Source organism: Pseudomonas sp. GW822-FHT05A08 (genome assembly GCF_058800485.1).
The window spans coordinates 2,025,577-2,040,701 of sequence record NZ_CM179511.1 but is presented as its reverse complement, the minus strand read 5'-3'; the positions used below and the strand labels follow the sequence as shown (position 1 = coordinate 2,040,701).

The window sequence follows — 15,125 nt, the reverse complement described above, 5'->3', positions numbered from 1 at the left end:
GCCCAAAAGAACATAGCAACAAATTTCATGCCAGCTGTCAGACTTTAGCGCTGAACAACAAGCTGCTCGCATCATTCAAACTATTGGCCAACTTCAGGACTTCTTCGTTGGGGATCTGACGAATCACCTCACCGGAGTCGCTGGCAATGACCTTGACGACGACCTTGCCAGAAGGCTCGTCGATAGAGAATTCCAGATTACGTTTGACCGATTGCACAAACTTTTCAATTTCCTGAATGGCCATTTTCAGTTTGTCCTGCTCGGTTTGCGCACTCTTACTCTCTTCCTTGACAGTCGACAGCGCCACAACGTCCGCTTGAGGCTTCTCCACAGGCTTGTCAGCAACAGGCGTTGCCGGCTTGGCTGTTGGATAAGACAAGTTCAGCTTCATGCTCATATCCATGTCCATCACCTCTTAAAGTAAAAAGCGAGAGAGTGCGACCAGCGCACTCCCCCGCCAAAGCTTAGCCAGCTATTACTGAAGCAGTTTCAGTACAGCGGACGGCAGTTGGTTGGCCTGGGCCAGAACTGCGGTGGAAGCTTGTTGCAGAGTCTGCTGCTTGGTCATCTGCGCAGTTTCAGCAGCGAAGTCGGTATCTTGTACGCGACCCAGTGCAGCACTGGCGTTTTCGTTGATGTTCTGCAGGTTGGAAATGGTGCTGGTCAGACGGTTTTGTGCAGCACCGAGGTCAGCACGGCTGGAGTTGATGGTTGCCAGGGCCTTTTCGATTGCGTCGATCGAAGCCTTGGTGCTGGCTTCGGCGGTGGCGCTGCTGTTACCGGTGATGGCGATGGTTGCAGAACCTACGCTCAGAGTTGCAGCGTCGAAGCCGCTGGCCAGAGTGATGGTGATCTGGTTGGTAGCACCGGTGTTGGAACCGACCTGGAAGGTCATGGTGCCAGCACTGCCGTCGATCAGGTTCTTGCCGTTCAGGTTGGTCGACTTGGCGATACGAGTCAGCTCGTCCGACATCGAAGCGAATTCTTTGTTCAGTGCAACACGGTCAGCGGTACCGTTGGAGTCGTTTCGCGATTGAATAGCCAGTTCGCGCATACGTTGCAGGATGTTGGTGGATTCCTGCATCGCGCCTTCAGCGGTCTGAGCGATGGAGATACCGTCGTTGGCGTTTTTGATCGCCATGGTCTGACCGCGGATCTGCGAAGTCATACGGGTAGCGATTTGCAGGCCGGCGGCGTCGTCTTTTGCACTGTTGATTTTCAGGCCGGAAGACAGGCGAGTCATCGAAGTCGACAGAGCGTCGGAAGCGCGGTTCAGGTTCTTCTGAACGTTCAACGATGTGACGTTAGTGTTTACTGTTAAAGCCATGACGAATTCCTCGTTGGTTGGGTACTGCGGCTTCCGGCCCTGGCAACCGCCGGGTATGGCCTAGAGAACCTTCGTAATAGTTATCGTCGGCAATGCAAGTTGCTTTAGGGGATTTTCAAAAAAATTTGCCATCAGCGTGCCACCCCCCGTAAATCAAGGGCTCGGCATTTTTAAATACGTGGAAAAATGGCGCCAGGAAAATGCCGGAGAAGGTCCGGGCGCGGAGATCACCCGGGCAGGCAGGGAATGCCTCAGCCAGCAGAGAGGGAGCGCAGCACTTCAACGCATTCATATTGCAGGTAGTCGGCCAGGGCCAGCCAGTTTTGCCCTTGCTGACATTCGAACATCAGGCCAAGCAAAGTCTCCCAGTCCTGGCGCTGCGCTGGCGGCGCGGTATCGATCAGCGGCTGGATCGCCCCCATCAACTGGACCATGGTCACGGCCGTCTCGACATCGTGCCCCAGGCGGAAGCCCTCGGCGCATTGCTGCAAGCGGGCGATCAGCCCCTCGATCGCGCTCATTGACTGAACTCCGGATGATAGGTCGTCCCGGCAATCATCGCCCCGTCCCGACTGCTGTTATAGAAGCGCACCCGTGGATGACCGGCGATAAACCGCTCCAGCTCGCACAGGTAACTGCGGAAATTGAGTTGGGTCCTGACCCGCTGGCCATGCCCGTCCAGCACCCAGTGCCGGGCCGCGCCCAGCTGCGGCCCCAACTCGCCGTCGAGCCAGCCGGCATGCGTCTTGTTCATCGGGAAGGCAAAGTCGGCACCGAACAAGGTGACCTGCTCGGCGCCCATTTTTACCGCCAGGTCCACCGCGGGATGAATCACGCTGCCACCGACATACAGCTGCGCCTTGGGCAATTGCTCGCGTATCCGCGTGTAAATCGGGCTGGCGGAATACCCTACGTAACGCGGTCCCTGCCAGAGCGCCAGAATCTGCGGGTCGACCATCGGCAGATAGACCAGGGTGATGGCTGCCGATTTTTCTGGCGGCAGGTGCAGGCTGGAAATCCGGTGATCGATGCTGACCACGATATCCGGCTCGATCCCCTGTTTGAGCAATGGTCGGTAGGCGGTATCGACACAGATAAACAGGGGCCGCCGGGCCTGGGCGCGAATCTCGCGCAAGCGTTCGAAATGCCGCTCCAGGCTCGGCCCGGTGGCAATCACAAAGATCTCGCGCCCCGGCTGGCTACCGAACAGCTGCGCCACGTCATTGTCGCTGGCCACCAGCTCGGCACTCGCTTGCAGGCGTTGGGCGACCTCCGGGGAATCGACCACGAAGTCGCGGTTATTGAAGGCCAGGTGCACCTCACTGACCAGGCGATCGCGGATCTTGGCGTTGTAGTCATCCGCCAGCACCAGCTCGGAGGGCAAGGCGAAGAACGGCAGCTGGATTTCCGCCAGATCGCCGGCATAACTCAGTTCCACTCGAGGATCGTTCAACCAGGCCTGCTGATCGAGCAATTGCAGCACCAGCGCAAACACCGCGCCGTTCAAGATGTGCACCTGCAAGCGTTGCAGCGCCGGGTTTTCCAGCAGTATCTGCTGCAAGTCGCCCAAGCCGGTGCCGTACAGATGGATCACCGGGCTATCGGCCGGCAGGCTCGCCGCCTGGGTTCGTGCTTCCGCCGTGCGATCGTGGCGACTGGTGAGCTGAATGCCGGAAATACTCAAGGTCGAACCCAGCCCTTCGACCAGATCCGCCTGCAACGCAGCACTGTCCTCCGCCAGCAACCGCTCGAGCAGTCGCGGCCAGCGAGCCTGTATTGCCTGGGCATTGCCCTCGAAGCTTTCGCTCATGCTGTCTCGCCTATCTTCATGCAAAAAAAATAGCGCTCAGGGTACACCCTGGGCGCTATTTTTGGATGCCGCGGGATCAACTCATGGGCGATAGATAATTGCCGAGCCCCAGGACAGCCCTACACCGAAGCCACTCAGGGCCACACGTTGCCACTTCGACTCGAGCACGTGCTTTTCCAGCAGCAGCGGAATGCTCGACGATACAGTATTACCGGTCTCGACCATGTCCTTGATGAACTTCTCCGGCTCGCCTTCGAAACGGCGCGCCACGGCATCGACGATCGCCGCACTGCCCTGGTGGATACAGAACGCATCGATCTGCTCCGCCTTCAGGCCGGACTCATCCAGCAGCTCATTCAAATGCGCCGGGACTTTCAGCAGGGCAAAATTGAACACTTGGCGGCCATTCATGAAAAACACGCCATCGGTGACTTTCAGGTGCGGAGCGCCGGAACCGTCGGTGCCGAATTTGGCCTTGCCCAGCTGCCAGGGAGCGTCTTCGCACATCCAGGTAGCAGTCGCCGCATCGCCGAACAGCATGGTGGTGTTGCGGTCTTGCGGATCGACGATCTTCGAGTAAGGGTCGGCGGTGACCAGCAGGCCGTTCTTCAGGCCCGCGGCTTCCATGAAGCCCTTGAGCGCGTAGATGCCATAGACATAACCGGAGCAGCCCAGGGAAATATCGAAGGCCGCGACGTGGGTCGGCAGGCCCAGCTTGTCCTGGACGATGGCGGCGGTGTGCGGCAGGCCTTCTTCGTCACCGTTCTGGGTGACGACGATCAGCGCGTCGATCGACTCGCGCGACAGTTGCGGGTTGTTGGCGAACAGCGCATTGACTGCTTCGACACACAGGTCCGAGGTTTCCTGCGTGGCGTCTTTGCGCGGCAGGAAGGCCGAACCGATCTTGCCCAGGATGAACTCTTCATCCTTCTCGAATTTTGCACCTTGTGCGTAATTGTCTACGCCGGCTACAGGCACGTAGCTCGCAATGCTCTTTATGCCAATCATTACGGCTTCCCAATAATAAACAGCTGAATACCCCGACCACCGGACCGGGGCTGCCGACAAACAGACATCCTGGCGCCCCTGACAGGCGACAGCGGGAAGAATAAAAGGCTATCACTGCGCCGTTTACCGGCCAGGCGCCATCTCCCCGATCAATACAATACAGTGAAGATGCGCGTTATGACTCGCAGGTCACGCTATTTTGCCGAATCAGCCATACAAACGGCTATTCGACAAATGCCCAATCCAGTGCGGTACCGCGCTTGAGGGTCTGGCGCGCGCAACGCCCGAGGACCGCGTCGATGTGCTTGGGGGCCAGCCCCAGGCCCGGACGGATGGCCCGGACGTTATCGCTACTGAACACCTCCCCCGCCGCCATATCGCGGGTGACATAGAGGGAACGGCGGTACAACACCGACTGCAGCTCGGCCTCGGTCGCGCCGTAACGCACCTGGCCCAGGGCCTGCCAGGCACGTTCGGTTTCCACCACCAGGCTGTGCAGCTCCGCCGGTTCCAGGGAAAAACTCGCATCCACCCCGCCAGCGGCGCGGTCAAGGGTGAAGTGTTTCTCCACCACAGTAGCGCCCAGCGCCACGGCGGCCACTGAAACCCCGACTCCCATGGAGTGGTCGGACAAACCGACCTCGCAGCCGAACAGCTGGCGCAGATGGGGAATGGTCAGGATGTTGCTGTTTTCCGGCGAAGCCGGGTAGGTGCTGGTGCACTTGAGCAGCACCAAATCCTTGCAGCCGGCCTCCCGGGCGGCGCGCACGCTTTCGTCCAGCTCGGCGATGCTGGCCATGCCGGTGGAAATGATCAGCGGCTTGCCGGTGGCCGCCACCCGACGAATCAGCGGCAGGTCGGTGTTTTCGAAACTGGCGATCTTGTAGGCCGGCACCTCGAGGCTTTCGAGGAAGTCCACCGCGCTCTCATCGAACGGCGTGGAGAACGCCAGCATCCCCAGTTCCCTGGCGCGGGCGAAGATCGGTGCGTGCCACTGCCAGGGTGTGTGGGCTTTTTCATACAGGGCATACAGCGAAGAGCCGGCCCAGAGACTGGCCGGATCCTTGATGAAGAATTCGCCGTGGTCCAGGTCCAGGGTCATGGTGTCGGCGGTATAGGTCTGCAACTTCAAGGCATGGGCGCCGGCCTTGGCCGCGGCCTCGACGATCTGCAGGGCAACGTCCAGCGACTGGTTATGGTTGCCGCTCATCTCGGCAATGATGAACGGCGGCGAGCCGGCGCCGATCGAGCGCGAGCCGATGTTGAAACTAGTCATTGGGGTTTTCCTTCGATTCACGCGTAAATTCGCCAGTGGCCGGTGCATCACCGACGCGGCGCAATGGGTTGCCGGTCATCTCGAACAGGGCTGTCGCCACCCGCGATGCACCCTGCCCGTCCACCAGTTGCCGGGAGCGCTGCGCCAGGCTCTGGCGCAACGGGTAATCGCCAACGAGCGCCGCGACCGCCTGGCGGATCAGCTCGACACTCACCTGCTCGCTGGGCCCCAGGTAGACATGCGCGCCCGCCTCGGCCAGCAGCCGGGCATTGGCCTCTTGATTGCCGGCCACGCTGATGCACAGGGTCGGCAGGCCCAGGGCGGCGCGCTCCCAACTGGTGCCGCCACCGGCGCCGATAAACAGGTCCGCTTCGGCCATCAAGCGGGAAAAATCGCTGACATAGGCGTGCAAACGCCAATGCCCGCGACCGGCCGCCAGTTCCTGCATCTGCGCCCAGGCCGGGTTGCCGGCCCCGGCGACAAAGTCCACCTGCAGGTCGTCGAACGCACTCAAGGCCAGCATCGTCTTGTGGGTCTGGCTGGCCGCATCGAAGCCGCCGAAATTCACCAGCACCCGACTCGCTCGCTCGCGAATGGCAATCGGCGGACAACGGAACTCCTCGCGCAGCAAGGCGAAGTGCGGCCCCAGCAACGCCCGGCACTCGGCGTCGATCAGGCCGGCATAGGCCTGGGGCGTGCCGCTGAAGTTCTGGTCGAGCAACAGATCGACCCCGTGCCGCCGGTTGGCCAGGTCATCGATGGCGGCAATCCGTGGCGCCCATTGCCGCGCCGCCTGCTGCCACTGCCGGTCGAGGCCATAGTGATCGACCAGCACCCAATCGAATCGCGGCTGATCCTGCAACGCTGCCCGCAAGGCGGCGATATCCGCCTGCCAGGGCAAGGGCGCCTCGATGTCCTGCGCGCATTCACCCGGATAACTCGCCGGCAGGGCGAACGTCTGGAAACCCAGTCCGGCCAGGCGGTCCAATTGCTGCCCGGGCAAGCTTCGGCAAGCGAAAGCCACTGTGGCGCCCAGCTCGCGCAAAGCCCTGGCCAGGGTCAGGCAGCGGGCGATATGGCCGCTGCCAATGGTCGGCGAGGCGTCGGCCCGGATCAGCACTCTCACTCCAGCTCTCCACCGGCTTTCAGCGCCGCGTACAGATACTCCGCGCGCAGCCAGTCTTCCTCGGTGTCGATGTCCTGCACCAGATGGCGCGGCAGGATCACCGGCAGGCTGAGCGGGGAAAACACCAGGTCGCCGCGCAACCAGGCCTCGCTGCGCCCCCAATAGAACTGCCCGGCGTCCTGATAGGCCGGCGGCAGGTCCTGGGAGCGTGTGTTGCGAAACTCCGGATAAAGCGCAGTCAACGCGCCCTGCTCGTCCAGGGTCAGGGCGCGCTGCACCGGAAACGCAAAGCTGCACACGGAAAAGGCGAAGGACTTTTCAGGCTGAGCCTCCAGCGCCGCCAAGCCCTGGCGCAGGTAGCGCAGTTGCAACAAGGGCGCGGTGGCGTAAATGCAGCAGGCGTAATCGAAGGTCTCGCCACGCTCGCGCAACGCATTCAAGGCATGCACGATCACCGGCCCGGTGCCGGTGAAATCGTCCGCCAGCTCGGCCGGACGCATGAATGGCACCGTGGCGCCGCTGGCCCTGGCCAGCTCGGCGATCTCCGGGTCGTCGGTACTGACCAGCACCTGATCGAACAACCCGCAGCGCAGCGCCGTGGCAATCGAGCGGGCAAGCATCGGCACGCCGTCGAACGGCTTGAGGTTCTTGCGCGCTATGCGTTTGCTGCCGCCACGGGCGGGAATGATGGCGATGGCACTCAAGGCTGGGCGGGCTCCTGGATAAGCTGGCGCAATTGCTCGACCACATACGTCTGCTGCTCATCGTCCAGCGCCGGAAACAGCGGCAGGCTGATGGCTTCGCCGTAGTAGCGCTCGGCCTCGGGGAAATCCCCCACGGTGAATCCCAGGTCGCGGTAATACGGCTGCAGATGCACCGGGATGTAATGCAGATTGACCCCGACCCCGGCCTCGCGCAATGCCTCGAACACCTCGCGATGGGTGCGGCGGATGCGCTCGGGCTGCAAGCGCACCACGTACAGATGCCAGGCCGACTGCGCCTGCTCCTGAGCCTGTGGCAGGGTCAGCGGCAGATCGGCCAGCAGGCGGTCATAACGGGCCGCCAGCTGCCGGCGCCGGGCAATGAAAGCGTCGAGCTTGTCCAGTTGGGACAAGCCCAGGGCTGCCTGCAGATCGGTGATGCGGTAATTGAAACCCAGCTCGGTCTGCTGGTAGTACCAGGGGCCGTGGCTGGGCTCGGTCATCTGCGCCGGGTCGCGGGTCATGCCGTGGCTGCGCAAGCGGCGCAAGCGGTCCGCCAACTGCGGGCTGTTGGTCAGGACCATGCCGCCCTCGGCGCTGGTGATGATTTTCACCGGATGAAAGCTGAACACCGTCATCGCCGCGAATTCGCCACAGCCCACCGGCCGCCCGGCATAGGAGGCGCCCACCGCGTGGGAGGCATCCTCGATCAGCACGAAGCCATAACGCTGCGCCAGCTGCGCCATGGCACGCATGTCGCAGCTTTGCCCGGAAAACGCCACCGCCACCACCACCTTGGGCAGTCTGCCCGTGCGCTCGGCGGCCTCAAGCTTATGCGCCAACGCCCGGGCATCCATGTTCCAGGTGTGCGGGTCGATATCGACGAAGTCCACCTCGGCGCCGCAATAACGTCCGCAGTTGGCCGAGGCCAGGAAAGTATTGGGCGTGGTCCACAGCCGGTCTCCCGGCCCCAGACCGGCGGCCAGGCAGGCGATGTGCAAGGCCGCCGTGGCATTGCACACCGCCACGCCATGGCCGGCCTCGCAGCGAGCGGCCATGGCCTGCTCGAAGCGTTCGATGGTCGGCCCCTGGGTCAGCCAGTCGGACCGCAGCACCGCGACCACCGCATCGATGTCCGCCTGGTCGAGACTCTGGCGCCCGTAGGGAATCATGCCGGCAACCTGGCATGCAGCTCGGCGATCTGGCCCACCGAGAGGAAATGCGGATTGGTGTCGGAGCGGTATTCGAACGCCTCGCCCACCGGCCGCCCCTGTTCGCCCAGGCCGTCCACGGCAAAGTCGACGTTGACGTTGGTAAAGCGGATCGACGGCTGGATGGTGTAGTGATCGGTGAACTCCAGGGTCATGCGCGCGTCATCCAGCGGCACCATCAGCTCGTGGAGTTTTTCCCCCGGACGAATGCCCACCTGCTTGTGCGGCAGGTTTTGCGCCATGCCACGCGCCAGGTCGACGATCCGGATCGACGGGATCTTCGGCACGAAGACTTCACCGCCATGCATGCGCGAGAAGCTGTCGAGCACGAACTGCACCCCGTGATCCAGGGTGATCCAGAAACGGGTCATGCGCGCGTCGGTGATCGGCAACTCGCGGGCGCCTTCGGCGATCAGCTGGCTGAAAAACGGCACCACCGAGCCCCGGGAGCCAGCTACGTTGCCGTAGCGCACCACGGCAAAACGGGTCGGCTGGTCGCCGGCGATATTGTTCGCCGCGACGAACAACTTGTCCGACAGCAGCTTGGTCGCGCCGTACAGGTTGACCGGGCTCGCCGCTTTGTCGGTGGACAGGGCGATGACTTTCTTCACGCCGTTGTCGATGGCCGCGGCAATGATGTTTTCCGCGCCGTTGACGTTGGTGCGGATGCACTCGGTGGGGTTGTATTCCGCCGCCGGCACCTGCTTCAGGGCCGCAGCGTGCACCACATAGTCGATCCCGCGCATGGCCTGGCGCAGACGCTCGGCGTCACGCACGTCGCCGAGGAAATAACGCATGCAGGGCGCATTGAAGGTCTGCTGCATTTCGTACTGTTTCAGTTCATCGCGGGAGAACACCACCACCCGCTTGGGCTGGTATTGCTCCAGCAGGCGCCGGATGAAATTGCGCCCGAACGAGCCGGTGCCGCCAGAGATGAAAATCGATTTGCCGTTGAACATGTCTTGAGTCCTTTTTCCTGTCAGCCAGGCTTATGCGAGCAGCTGCGCCCAGTCGACACTGGCAGGAGCGCCAGGAGTGAAGCCCTTGCCGGTCCGGCTCAGGTTCTGGTTGCAGGCCACATCGTGTTCGAAGCGCGCCTGCCATTTGTCACGCAGCGCCGCCGCGACCTGGGTATCGTCCGCCAGGATGCCCGGATGGAGGATCTGCACCTGCGGGGTCCAGACCGTCAACAGGCCGGCATCGGCCACTTTCAGGCACAGGTCGACATCAGCGAATGCCTCGGCGAAGTGTTCTTCGTCCAGGCCACCGACAGCGTTGTAGGCCTCCTTGCGAATCATCAGGCAGGCGCCGGAGACCGCCGAATAGTTCTGCTCGGCGAGCAAACCATTCAGGTAGCCGCTGGCGCCTTTCGGCTCACCGGCGAACGCCGCCCCCAGATGCCCGTTCAACCCGAGAACCAGGCCAGCCGAGGTGGTCGCGCCCTTGGCGTCGACCAGGCGCGCACCGACAATCCCCACTTCCGGCCGCTGCGCCTGATTGAGCAGACTCTCCATCCAGTCGGCATTGACCACTTCGCCGTTGGCCGCCAGCAGCACCAGGTACTCGCCCCGGGCCTCCTGGCTCGCCGCGTTGTACAGCGCCGAGGCGTTCAGGCGCCGCGGGCTGCGCAGCACGCGGATACGATCACCCTTCTGCTCCAGGCTGGCGAGCCAGTTGGCCAGCTCTTCGGACTGGCTATGGTTGTCGGCGATGACCACTTCGTAGCGTTGGTAGCGCGTGCGTTGCAGCACGCTGACCAGGCAACGCTGCAGCTGCTCCAGATTGTCCTCGCTGCGCAGGATGATCGAGGCCAGCGGACGCTCGGCATGGCCGTAGTTGATCTGGTAGACCCCAGGCTGCGCCGCGCTGACCTGGGCCCGGTAGCCACGGTTGCCCAGATGACGGGTCAACGCCTGGCTTTGTTGGGTGTTCTCCTCCACCGTCGGGGCCTGGCCGATCAACAGCGGTTCGGCCAAGTGGGCCAGGCCCGCCAGCCCGCCGTCTTCGATCAGGCGCAGCAGCAGGTCGTATTCCATGGCTTGTGGAAAGGCCGTCGAATAGCCGCCGGCAGCCGCCAGCACATCCCGGCGAATCAGCCAGTGGCCGGCCATCAGGTCCGGCACGCTTTGCAGCAGGTCGAGGTTGACGCCCGGGCGGAACACATCCTTCAGCGCGCCATCGGCGCCGTAGTGGATTTCGTCCATGGCCACCGCGCGGCAACCTTGCGCGCCGAGCAGTTCCAGGCTGGCGCGCAGCAGGCCGCTGGCGGTGAAACGCTCGCCGGCACGGGCCAGGAGCAACCAGTCGCGGGAGGATTGCGTCGCGATCTGGTTGATGCGCTCCACATAGTTGCTGGTGCTGACCTTGACGAAATGCACGGTGTCCTGGGCGGTGGTGGTCGCCGGCAGGTCGCCCGTGGTGAAGACCACCACCTGGAAAGACCGGCAATGGCCGTTGACCAGGCTGTCGAAGGTCGCCTGCAGCTTGACCATGTCCGCGTCTAGGTCGAGCAGCAGGATGCCGAAGCTCGGGCCACCGTTGTGCCGGGCCAGGTGCTCGTTGATCGCCTTGAGCTGCTGCGCCTCGGGGTTGCGCGCCTCCAGCCACGTCAGCAGGCGCCCCGAAGGCATGTTCTCCAGCAGCCCCGGGCTGTCCTGGAAAGGCAGCGACGCCAGGCGCTCGGCCCAGGCCTGCAATTTGCGGGCATCGTTCTGCTCCTCGGAATCCTGCTCCGCGGAAGCCTGCAGCGAGGCCGCCAGACGCCGGACCACCTCAAGGTTGAACAGGTTGCACGACAGCGCCTCCCACAGGCGGCTGCGCAGGGTACGCTCGGTGTCGTTGGGTTGTACCTGCATCAGTTCCTGCTGCTTGAGCAGCACGCCTTCGAGTTCCTGCAGTTGCAGGCGGCCGGCCGGCATCCCATGCATGAGGAATTCGAATTCGGTCAACAGGTCGAACATCGGCTTGTTGTAGAACGGCATCTCGACGAACTGCTCCGGGCCGAACGAACGCACCGGCTCGGCCCCCGGCTCGAGCCAGGCCGAACGGAAAATCATCTTGCCGTTGAGCGAGCGCCCGGTGAGCAGGCACTCGGCCATGGCCGTGAAGCTGTCCAGGGCAATCTGTTTGGCCCGCTGTGGGTCCAGGCCGCTCAAGCCGGTAGGCAACGACGCCAGGAACCCGGCGAACGCCTCGCGCTGGGCCACCGACTTGGCGTCGCCGTAGGTCAGCACCGTCAACACATCGGTGTTGTGCTCCGAGGCGTTGTAGTTGACTTCCCGCACGGCGAACGGGATCGGCAGGATCCGCGCCTTGGCCGAGGCCAGCAGGAAGAAGGTATGGCCGATCTCCTGCCATTCGAAACTGGTCCCCGGCGGCAGCAGGCTGTACCACTGTTGCAGCAGGTCGGTGCGGGTCACCGCGTAGAACGGCGGCAGGAAATGGCTCATGAACGCCATGACCCGCTCGCCGGCATCTGCCGAGGCGTAGTCCTCGATCACCCGGCAATCGCGCCGGTAGTAGTTCACCTCGGCGGCGCGGGCCAGGTACATCATCCCGTAGCCATGGCACAGGCCGTAGTCGGGGTTGGCTTCGAGAAACTCCACCGACTCGGTCAGCGCGCCATGGAGCAGGAAGTCGTCGTCGGCGGCAAATACCATGTACGGCGTGGTCACCTGCCCGACACCGTAGGTGAGCTTGTCCTGCAGGCCCTTGTAGGTGTACTGCGGCAGATGCCGGTAGTCGACCAGGGGGAACTGCCCGGCCAGGCTTTCGTCGGCGTGCAGCGAAGAGTCCAGCACCAGGATCTTGCAGGGGTAGGTGCTGTAGTACTGCAAGGTGCGGCGCAAGAACGCCTTGCGATTGTGGGACATCACCACCAGCGTGAAACGCTCGCTCAACGGTGCGCTAGTGTTTTGAGCCTTGTCTTGAACCTGCATCAGTGTTTCCCCACAACCGGCAAAGTGCTGTTACCTGCAAACCATTGAATTCAACGAACGCGACGCAGATAGCCATCCGGCGCCACGGTGATCAGCAGCTTGTTCTGCATCTGGTAGTCGATCTCGAAGTCGCGGTTCTCTTCCAGGTAGGCCCAGACCGCGGTTTTCGGGTTGTCGCCCGGGCCCCATGGACGGTCCGGGAAGAAGTCCGCCGGCATGTCCTCGACCACGGTGTCCATCACCACGCAGTAGCTGTCCACCGACACCAGCGGCGCGTACAAACGCAACTCCTCGAGCACGTGCTCGTGGGTGTGGTTGGAGTCGAGTACCAGAATCACTTTTTTGCCTTCGGCGGCGGCGCGCACCTTGGCGGCAATCGCCGGATCGATGCTCGAGCCTTCGATCATCGAAATGCGCTTGCTCATCGGATGGCTTTCGATGGCTTCGCGGTTATGCGCGCGGATATCCAGGTCGATGCCCAGCACTTCGCCGTGGCCCTGCAGTTCGAGCAGCGAGGCGTAGTAGATGATCGAGCCGCCGTGGGCGATGCCGCATTCGATCACCAGGTCCGGCTTGACCCGCCAGATGATCTCCTGCATGGCCATCATGTCCTGGGGCAGCTGGATGATCGGGCGGCCCATCCAGGAGAAGTGATAGCTGTACTTGTGGCCGGCGGACTCGTTGAAGAAGTCGCGCGCCAGGCCCTTGAGTTTCTGGTCTTCGCCCTGGGCGCGGATCTGCTCCTGACACTCGGCTTCGAAGGCTTGGATAATGCTGTTGTCGGTCATGGTCGGGTCTCAATAAACGTCATTTGAACGAAGCGCTGTCGACTGCGTGATAGACATAACGCCCATCGGTCATGCGCTTGATTTCGTCGAGATAGTTGGAATTCATCACAAACAGGTGAGCGCCCTCGGACAAGGTCGCCATGGCCTCTTCGGGGGACGATACGCGGGCGCCGCTCAGGGGCAGGTAACGGCCCTGCTTGGCCGGATTGATATCCACCACCTGGTCCACCGAAACGCCCGCGCGCTGCAGGAACAGCGAATAGATCACACCCTTGGAAGACGCGCCCCAGATCGCCGAGCCCGCCTCGGGTTGGGCCTGGATGATCTGCTTGGCCCGCTCGAGGCTGGCAGTGAAATCCAGCGGCATCTTCAGGCGCTCGACCGGCGTCTCGCCGGGCTCGCGCAAGGTGCCGAGGTCGGCCACCACGTACAGGTACTGGCCGCCGAACAGGTGGCCGGCTTCGTGCACTGTGCCGAACATCCGGCGCAGGTCGTCCAGGCGGAAGTAGTTGACGTGCTCGTAGAACACGTCGAACCAGGCGCGATGCTCGACGATCCAGTCGAAGCACGGCACTTCGATGTAGATCTGCCCGCCCTGGTTGGCCTCGGCCATCTGTGCCAGGAACGCCCGCGGGTCGGCAATATGCTCCAGCACATGGCGCAACACCACGGCATCGGCCGACAGGCCCAGGCCAGAGGTAAAGGGCGCCTTGATCACATCGGCGTTATCGCCTTCGTAGGCCGGGTCGATGCCGGTGATGCGATAGCCCCGCTCACGCAGCAGCTCAAGGAAATAGCCCTTGCCGCAACCGACCTCGATCAGCTCGCGACCCTTGAAATGCCGGGCGATGATGCCCTCGACATCCAGCAGGTGACGCTGGAACTGCGCCGAATGGGCCTGCTCGTTCTGGTAGTCGCTGTCGTAGCTCAGCTTGTCGGGGTCGAAGGCCTGGTTGAAGATCAGGCCGCTCTCCTCGTCCTGCACCAGCACCATGTCGGCACAGGCCGACGCCCTGGCGCTCTGCGCGTCGGCGAAGGTGCGATTCTGCAGCACCGGCAGGTCCATGACCCGATACAACTCATGCCCCATGTTCTGCTCCCAATAGTTGTTGCAGGCGCTCGTTCGCCCCCCAGAACGCCATGGGTTCGTGGGCGGGATAGGGGTAATGCCCCAGGTTCAGGCGGATCATCGAGCCGCGCTCGCGCACCCGTCGCTCGACCAGCGCACGAACCGATATCGGCTGGCCGCTGGAACAGTTGACCACCCCGGAAAAATCCCGCCGTTGCAGCAACGCCGCCAGGCTGGCAGCGGCGTCTTCGATGGCCAGGTAATCGCGCAGCTGTTCGCCGGCGGACATGTCGAACACCGCATCGCCGGCGTCGATCGCCCGGTCCAGGGCGGCCAGCAGGCTGTTGGGGTTCTGCCCGGCGCCATGCAGGTAGAACAGCCGCGCCCATTGCAGGGTGAAAGGCAGTTGCTGCTGCAGGTTTTCCAGGAACAGCCGCAGGCTGTGCTTGGCCAACCCATAGGGATTGCTCGGCTGCGCCGGCGTCTGCTCGTCGAGCGGACCGCTCTGCATACCGTATTCGAAACAGGTGCCGGTGATCATGACCTGGGGCACGCCCGCCTCGACCGCGGCCTTGATAAACCGGTAGTCGGCCATCAGGTTGTGCTCGAAGTGGAACAGCGCCTTGTAATTCGGCAGCCCCGGCCAGGCCAGGTGCGCCAGGGCATCGACGCCCTCGACCAGGGCGGCGATATCGGTGTCGGCGGCATGCACGTCCGCGGCCACCCGCTCCACCGCTCCAACCCAGGGCATGGCGGCCAGCTTTTGTGGGTCACGGGCCAGCGCCCGCACCTGGCAGCCGCGGGCCAGCAAGGCGGCGACCAGATGCCGGCCGACAAACCCGCTGGCCCCGGTGACCAGTACCTTCAGGCC

At 63.0% G+C, this 15,125-nt stretch carries 13 protein-coding genes and 1 pseudogene; all 14 read right to left on the bottom strand.

The window, feature by feature from the left end:
• Positions 1-37 precede the first annotated feature (37 nt).
• The 14 genes and pseudogenes from AC3RCP_RS09210 to AC3RCP_RS09145 all read right to left on the bottom strand — a co-directional run bounded on the left by AC3RCP_RS09210 (position 38) and on the right by AC3RCP_RS09145 (position 15,122).
• Positions 38-403 carry a flagellar protein FlaG gene (locus AC3RCP_RS09210; protein ID WP_007922645.1) on the bottom strand — a complete coding sequence of 122 codons (366 nt, stop codon included), beginning with the start codon at positions 401-403 and terminating at the stop codon, positions 38-40.
• A gap of 72 nt (positions 404-475) precedes the next feature.
• Positions 476-1,327: a flagellin domain-containing protein gene (locus AC3RCP_RS09205; protein ID WP_007922647.1), complete on the bottom strand. Its 852-nt coding sequence runs from the start codon at positions 1,325-1,327 to the stop codon at positions 476-478.
• A gap of 251 nt (positions 1,328-1,578) precedes the next feature.
• The gene (locus AC3RCP_RS09200) at positions 1,579-1,848 is read right to left on the bottom strand and encodes a hypothetical protein (RefSeq protein WP_007922648.1); all 270 of its coding nucleotides are present in this window, start codon (positions 1,846-1,848) and stop codon (positions 1,579-1,581) included.
• On the bottom strand, positions 1,845-3,137 hold the full coding sequence (locus tag AC3RCP_RS09195; RefSeq protein WP_492569677.1) for a motility associated factor glycosyltransferase family protein: 1,293 nt from the start codon (positions 3,135-3,137) through the stop codon (positions 1,845-1,847). The genes AC3RCP_RS09200 and AC3RCP_RS09195 overlap by 4 nt, the downstream gene beginning before the upstream one ends.
• Before the next feature lie 81 nt (positions 3,138-3,218).
• Positions 3,219-4,145 (bottom strand): ketoacyl-ACP synthase III, encoded by a 927-nt coding sequence (locus tag AC3RCP_RS09190; protein WP_101337166.1) that lies wholly within the window; start codon positions 4,143-4,145, stop codon positions 3,219-3,221.
• Between the two features lie 223 nt (positions 4,146-4,368).
• Positions 4,369-5,421 (bottom strand): pseudaminic acid synthase, encoded by a 1,053-nt coding sequence (gene pseI, locus AC3RCP_RS09185; protein ID WP_492569675.1) that lies wholly within the window; start codon positions 5,419-5,421, stop codon positions 4,369-4,371.
• An 85-nt stretch (positions 5,422-5,506) separates the two neighbouring features.
• Positions 5,507-6,547, bottom strand: a pseudogene (gene pseG / locus AC3RCP_RS09180) (UDP-2,4-diacetamido-2,4,6-trideoxy-beta-L-altropyranose hydrolase); the annotation flags it as partial.
• On the bottom strand, positions 6,544-7,251 hold the full coding sequence (gene pseF / locus AC3RCP_RS09175; RefSeq protein WP_492569673.1) for a pseudaminic acid cytidylyltransferase: 708 nt from the start codon (positions 7,249-7,251) through the stop codon (positions 6,544-6,546). The gene pseF and the pseudogene pseG, both read right to left, overlap by 4 nt.
• A complete protein-coding gene (pseC, locus tag AC3RCP_RS09170) occupies positions 7,248-8,420 on the bottom strand; it encodes a UDP-4-amino-4,6-dideoxy-N-acetyl-beta-L-altrosamine transaminase (protein WP_492569671.1) in 1,173 nt (390 codons plus the stop codon). Before pseC ends, pseF begins: the two co-directional genes overlap by 4 nt.
• Positions 8,417-9,418: a UDP-N-acetylglucosamine 4,6-dehydratase (inverting) gene (gene pseB / locus AC3RCP_RS09165; protein WP_009042721.1), complete on the bottom strand. Its 1,002-nt coding sequence runs from the start codon at positions 9,416-9,418 to the stop codon at positions 8,417-8,419. Before pseB ends, pseC begins: the two co-directional genes overlap by 4 nt.
• A gap of 30 nt (positions 9,419-9,448) precedes the next feature.
• Entirely contained in the window at positions 9,449-12,397 is a 2,949-nt protein-coding gene (locus AC3RCP_RS09160) for a TIGR00180 family glycosyltransferase (RefSeq protein WP_492569669.1), read from the bottom strand.
• A 50-nt stretch (positions 12,398-12,447) separates the two neighbouring features.
• Complete coding sequence (locus tag AC3RCP_RS09155; RefSeq protein WP_101337160.1) at positions 12,448-13,185, bottom strand: cephalosporin hydroxylase family protein; 738 nt, start codon at positions 13,183-13,185, stop codon at positions 12,448-12,450.
• Between the two features lie 19 nt (positions 13,186-13,204).
• Positions 13,205-14,275, bottom strand: a complete 1,071-nt coding sequence (locus AC3RCP_RS09150; protein WP_007922662.1) for a class I SAM-dependent methyltransferase — start codon at positions 14,273-14,275, stop codon at positions 13,205-13,207.
• The gene (locus AC3RCP_RS09145) at positions 14,265-15,122 is read right to left on the bottom strand and encodes an NAD-dependent epimerase/dehydratase family protein (protein WP_178081097.1); all 858 of its coding nucleotides are present in this window, start codon (positions 15,120-15,122) and stop codon (positions 14,265-14,267) included. Before AC3RCP_RS09145 ends, AC3RCP_RS09150 begins: the two co-directional genes overlap by 11 nt.
• Positions 15,123-15,125 lie beyond the last annotated feature (3 nt).

Excerpts from the sequence above, each read along its gene's own strand:
- AC3RCP_RS09200 (WP_007922648.1), bottom strand. The coding sequence starts at position 1,848 with ATGAGCGCGATCGAGGGGCTGATCGCCCGCTTGCAGCAATGCGCCGAG.
- AC3RCP_RS09160 (WP_492569669.1), bottom strand. The coding sequence starts at position 12,397 with ATGCAGGTTCAAGACAAGGCTCAAAACACTAGCGCACCGTTGAGCGAG.
- AC3RCP_RS09155 (WP_101337160.1), bottom strand. The coding sequence starts at position 13,185 with ATGACCGACAACAGCATTATCCAAGCCTTCGAAGCCGAGTGTCAGGAG.
- pseC (WP_492569671.1), bottom strand. The coding sequence starts at position 8,420 with ATGATTCCCTACGGGCGCCAGAGTCTCGACCAGGCGGACATCGATGCG.
- AC3RCP_RS09210 (WP_007922645.1), bottom strand. The coding sequence starts at position 403 with ATGGATATGAGCATGAAGCTGAACTTGTCTTATCCAACAGCCAAGCCG.
- AC3RCP_RS09195 (WP_492569677.1), bottom strand. The coding sequence starts at position 3,137 with ATGAGCGAAAGCTTCGAGGGCAATGCCCAGGCAATACAGGCTCGCTGG.
- AC3RCP_RS09150 (WP_007922662.1), bottom strand. The coding sequence starts at position 14,275 with ATGGGGCATGAGTTGTATCGGGTCATGGACCTGCCGGTGCTGCAGAAT.
- pseB (WP_009042721.1), bottom strand. The coding sequence starts at position 9,418 with ATGTTCAACGGCAAATCGATTTTCATCTCTGGCGGCACCGGCTCGTTC.
- pseI (WP_492569675.1), bottom strand. The coding sequence starts at position 5,421 with ATGACTAGTTTCAACATCGGCTCGCGCTCGATCGGCGCCGGCTCGCCG.
- AC3RCP_RS09190 (WP_101337166.1), bottom strand. The coding sequence starts at position 4,145 with ATGATTGGCATAAAGAGCATTGCGAGCTACGTGCCTGTAGCCGGCGTA.
- AC3RCP_RS09205 (WP_007922647.1), bottom strand. The coding sequence starts at position 1,327 with ATGGCTTTAACAGTAAACACTAACGTCACATCGTTGAACGTTCAGAAG.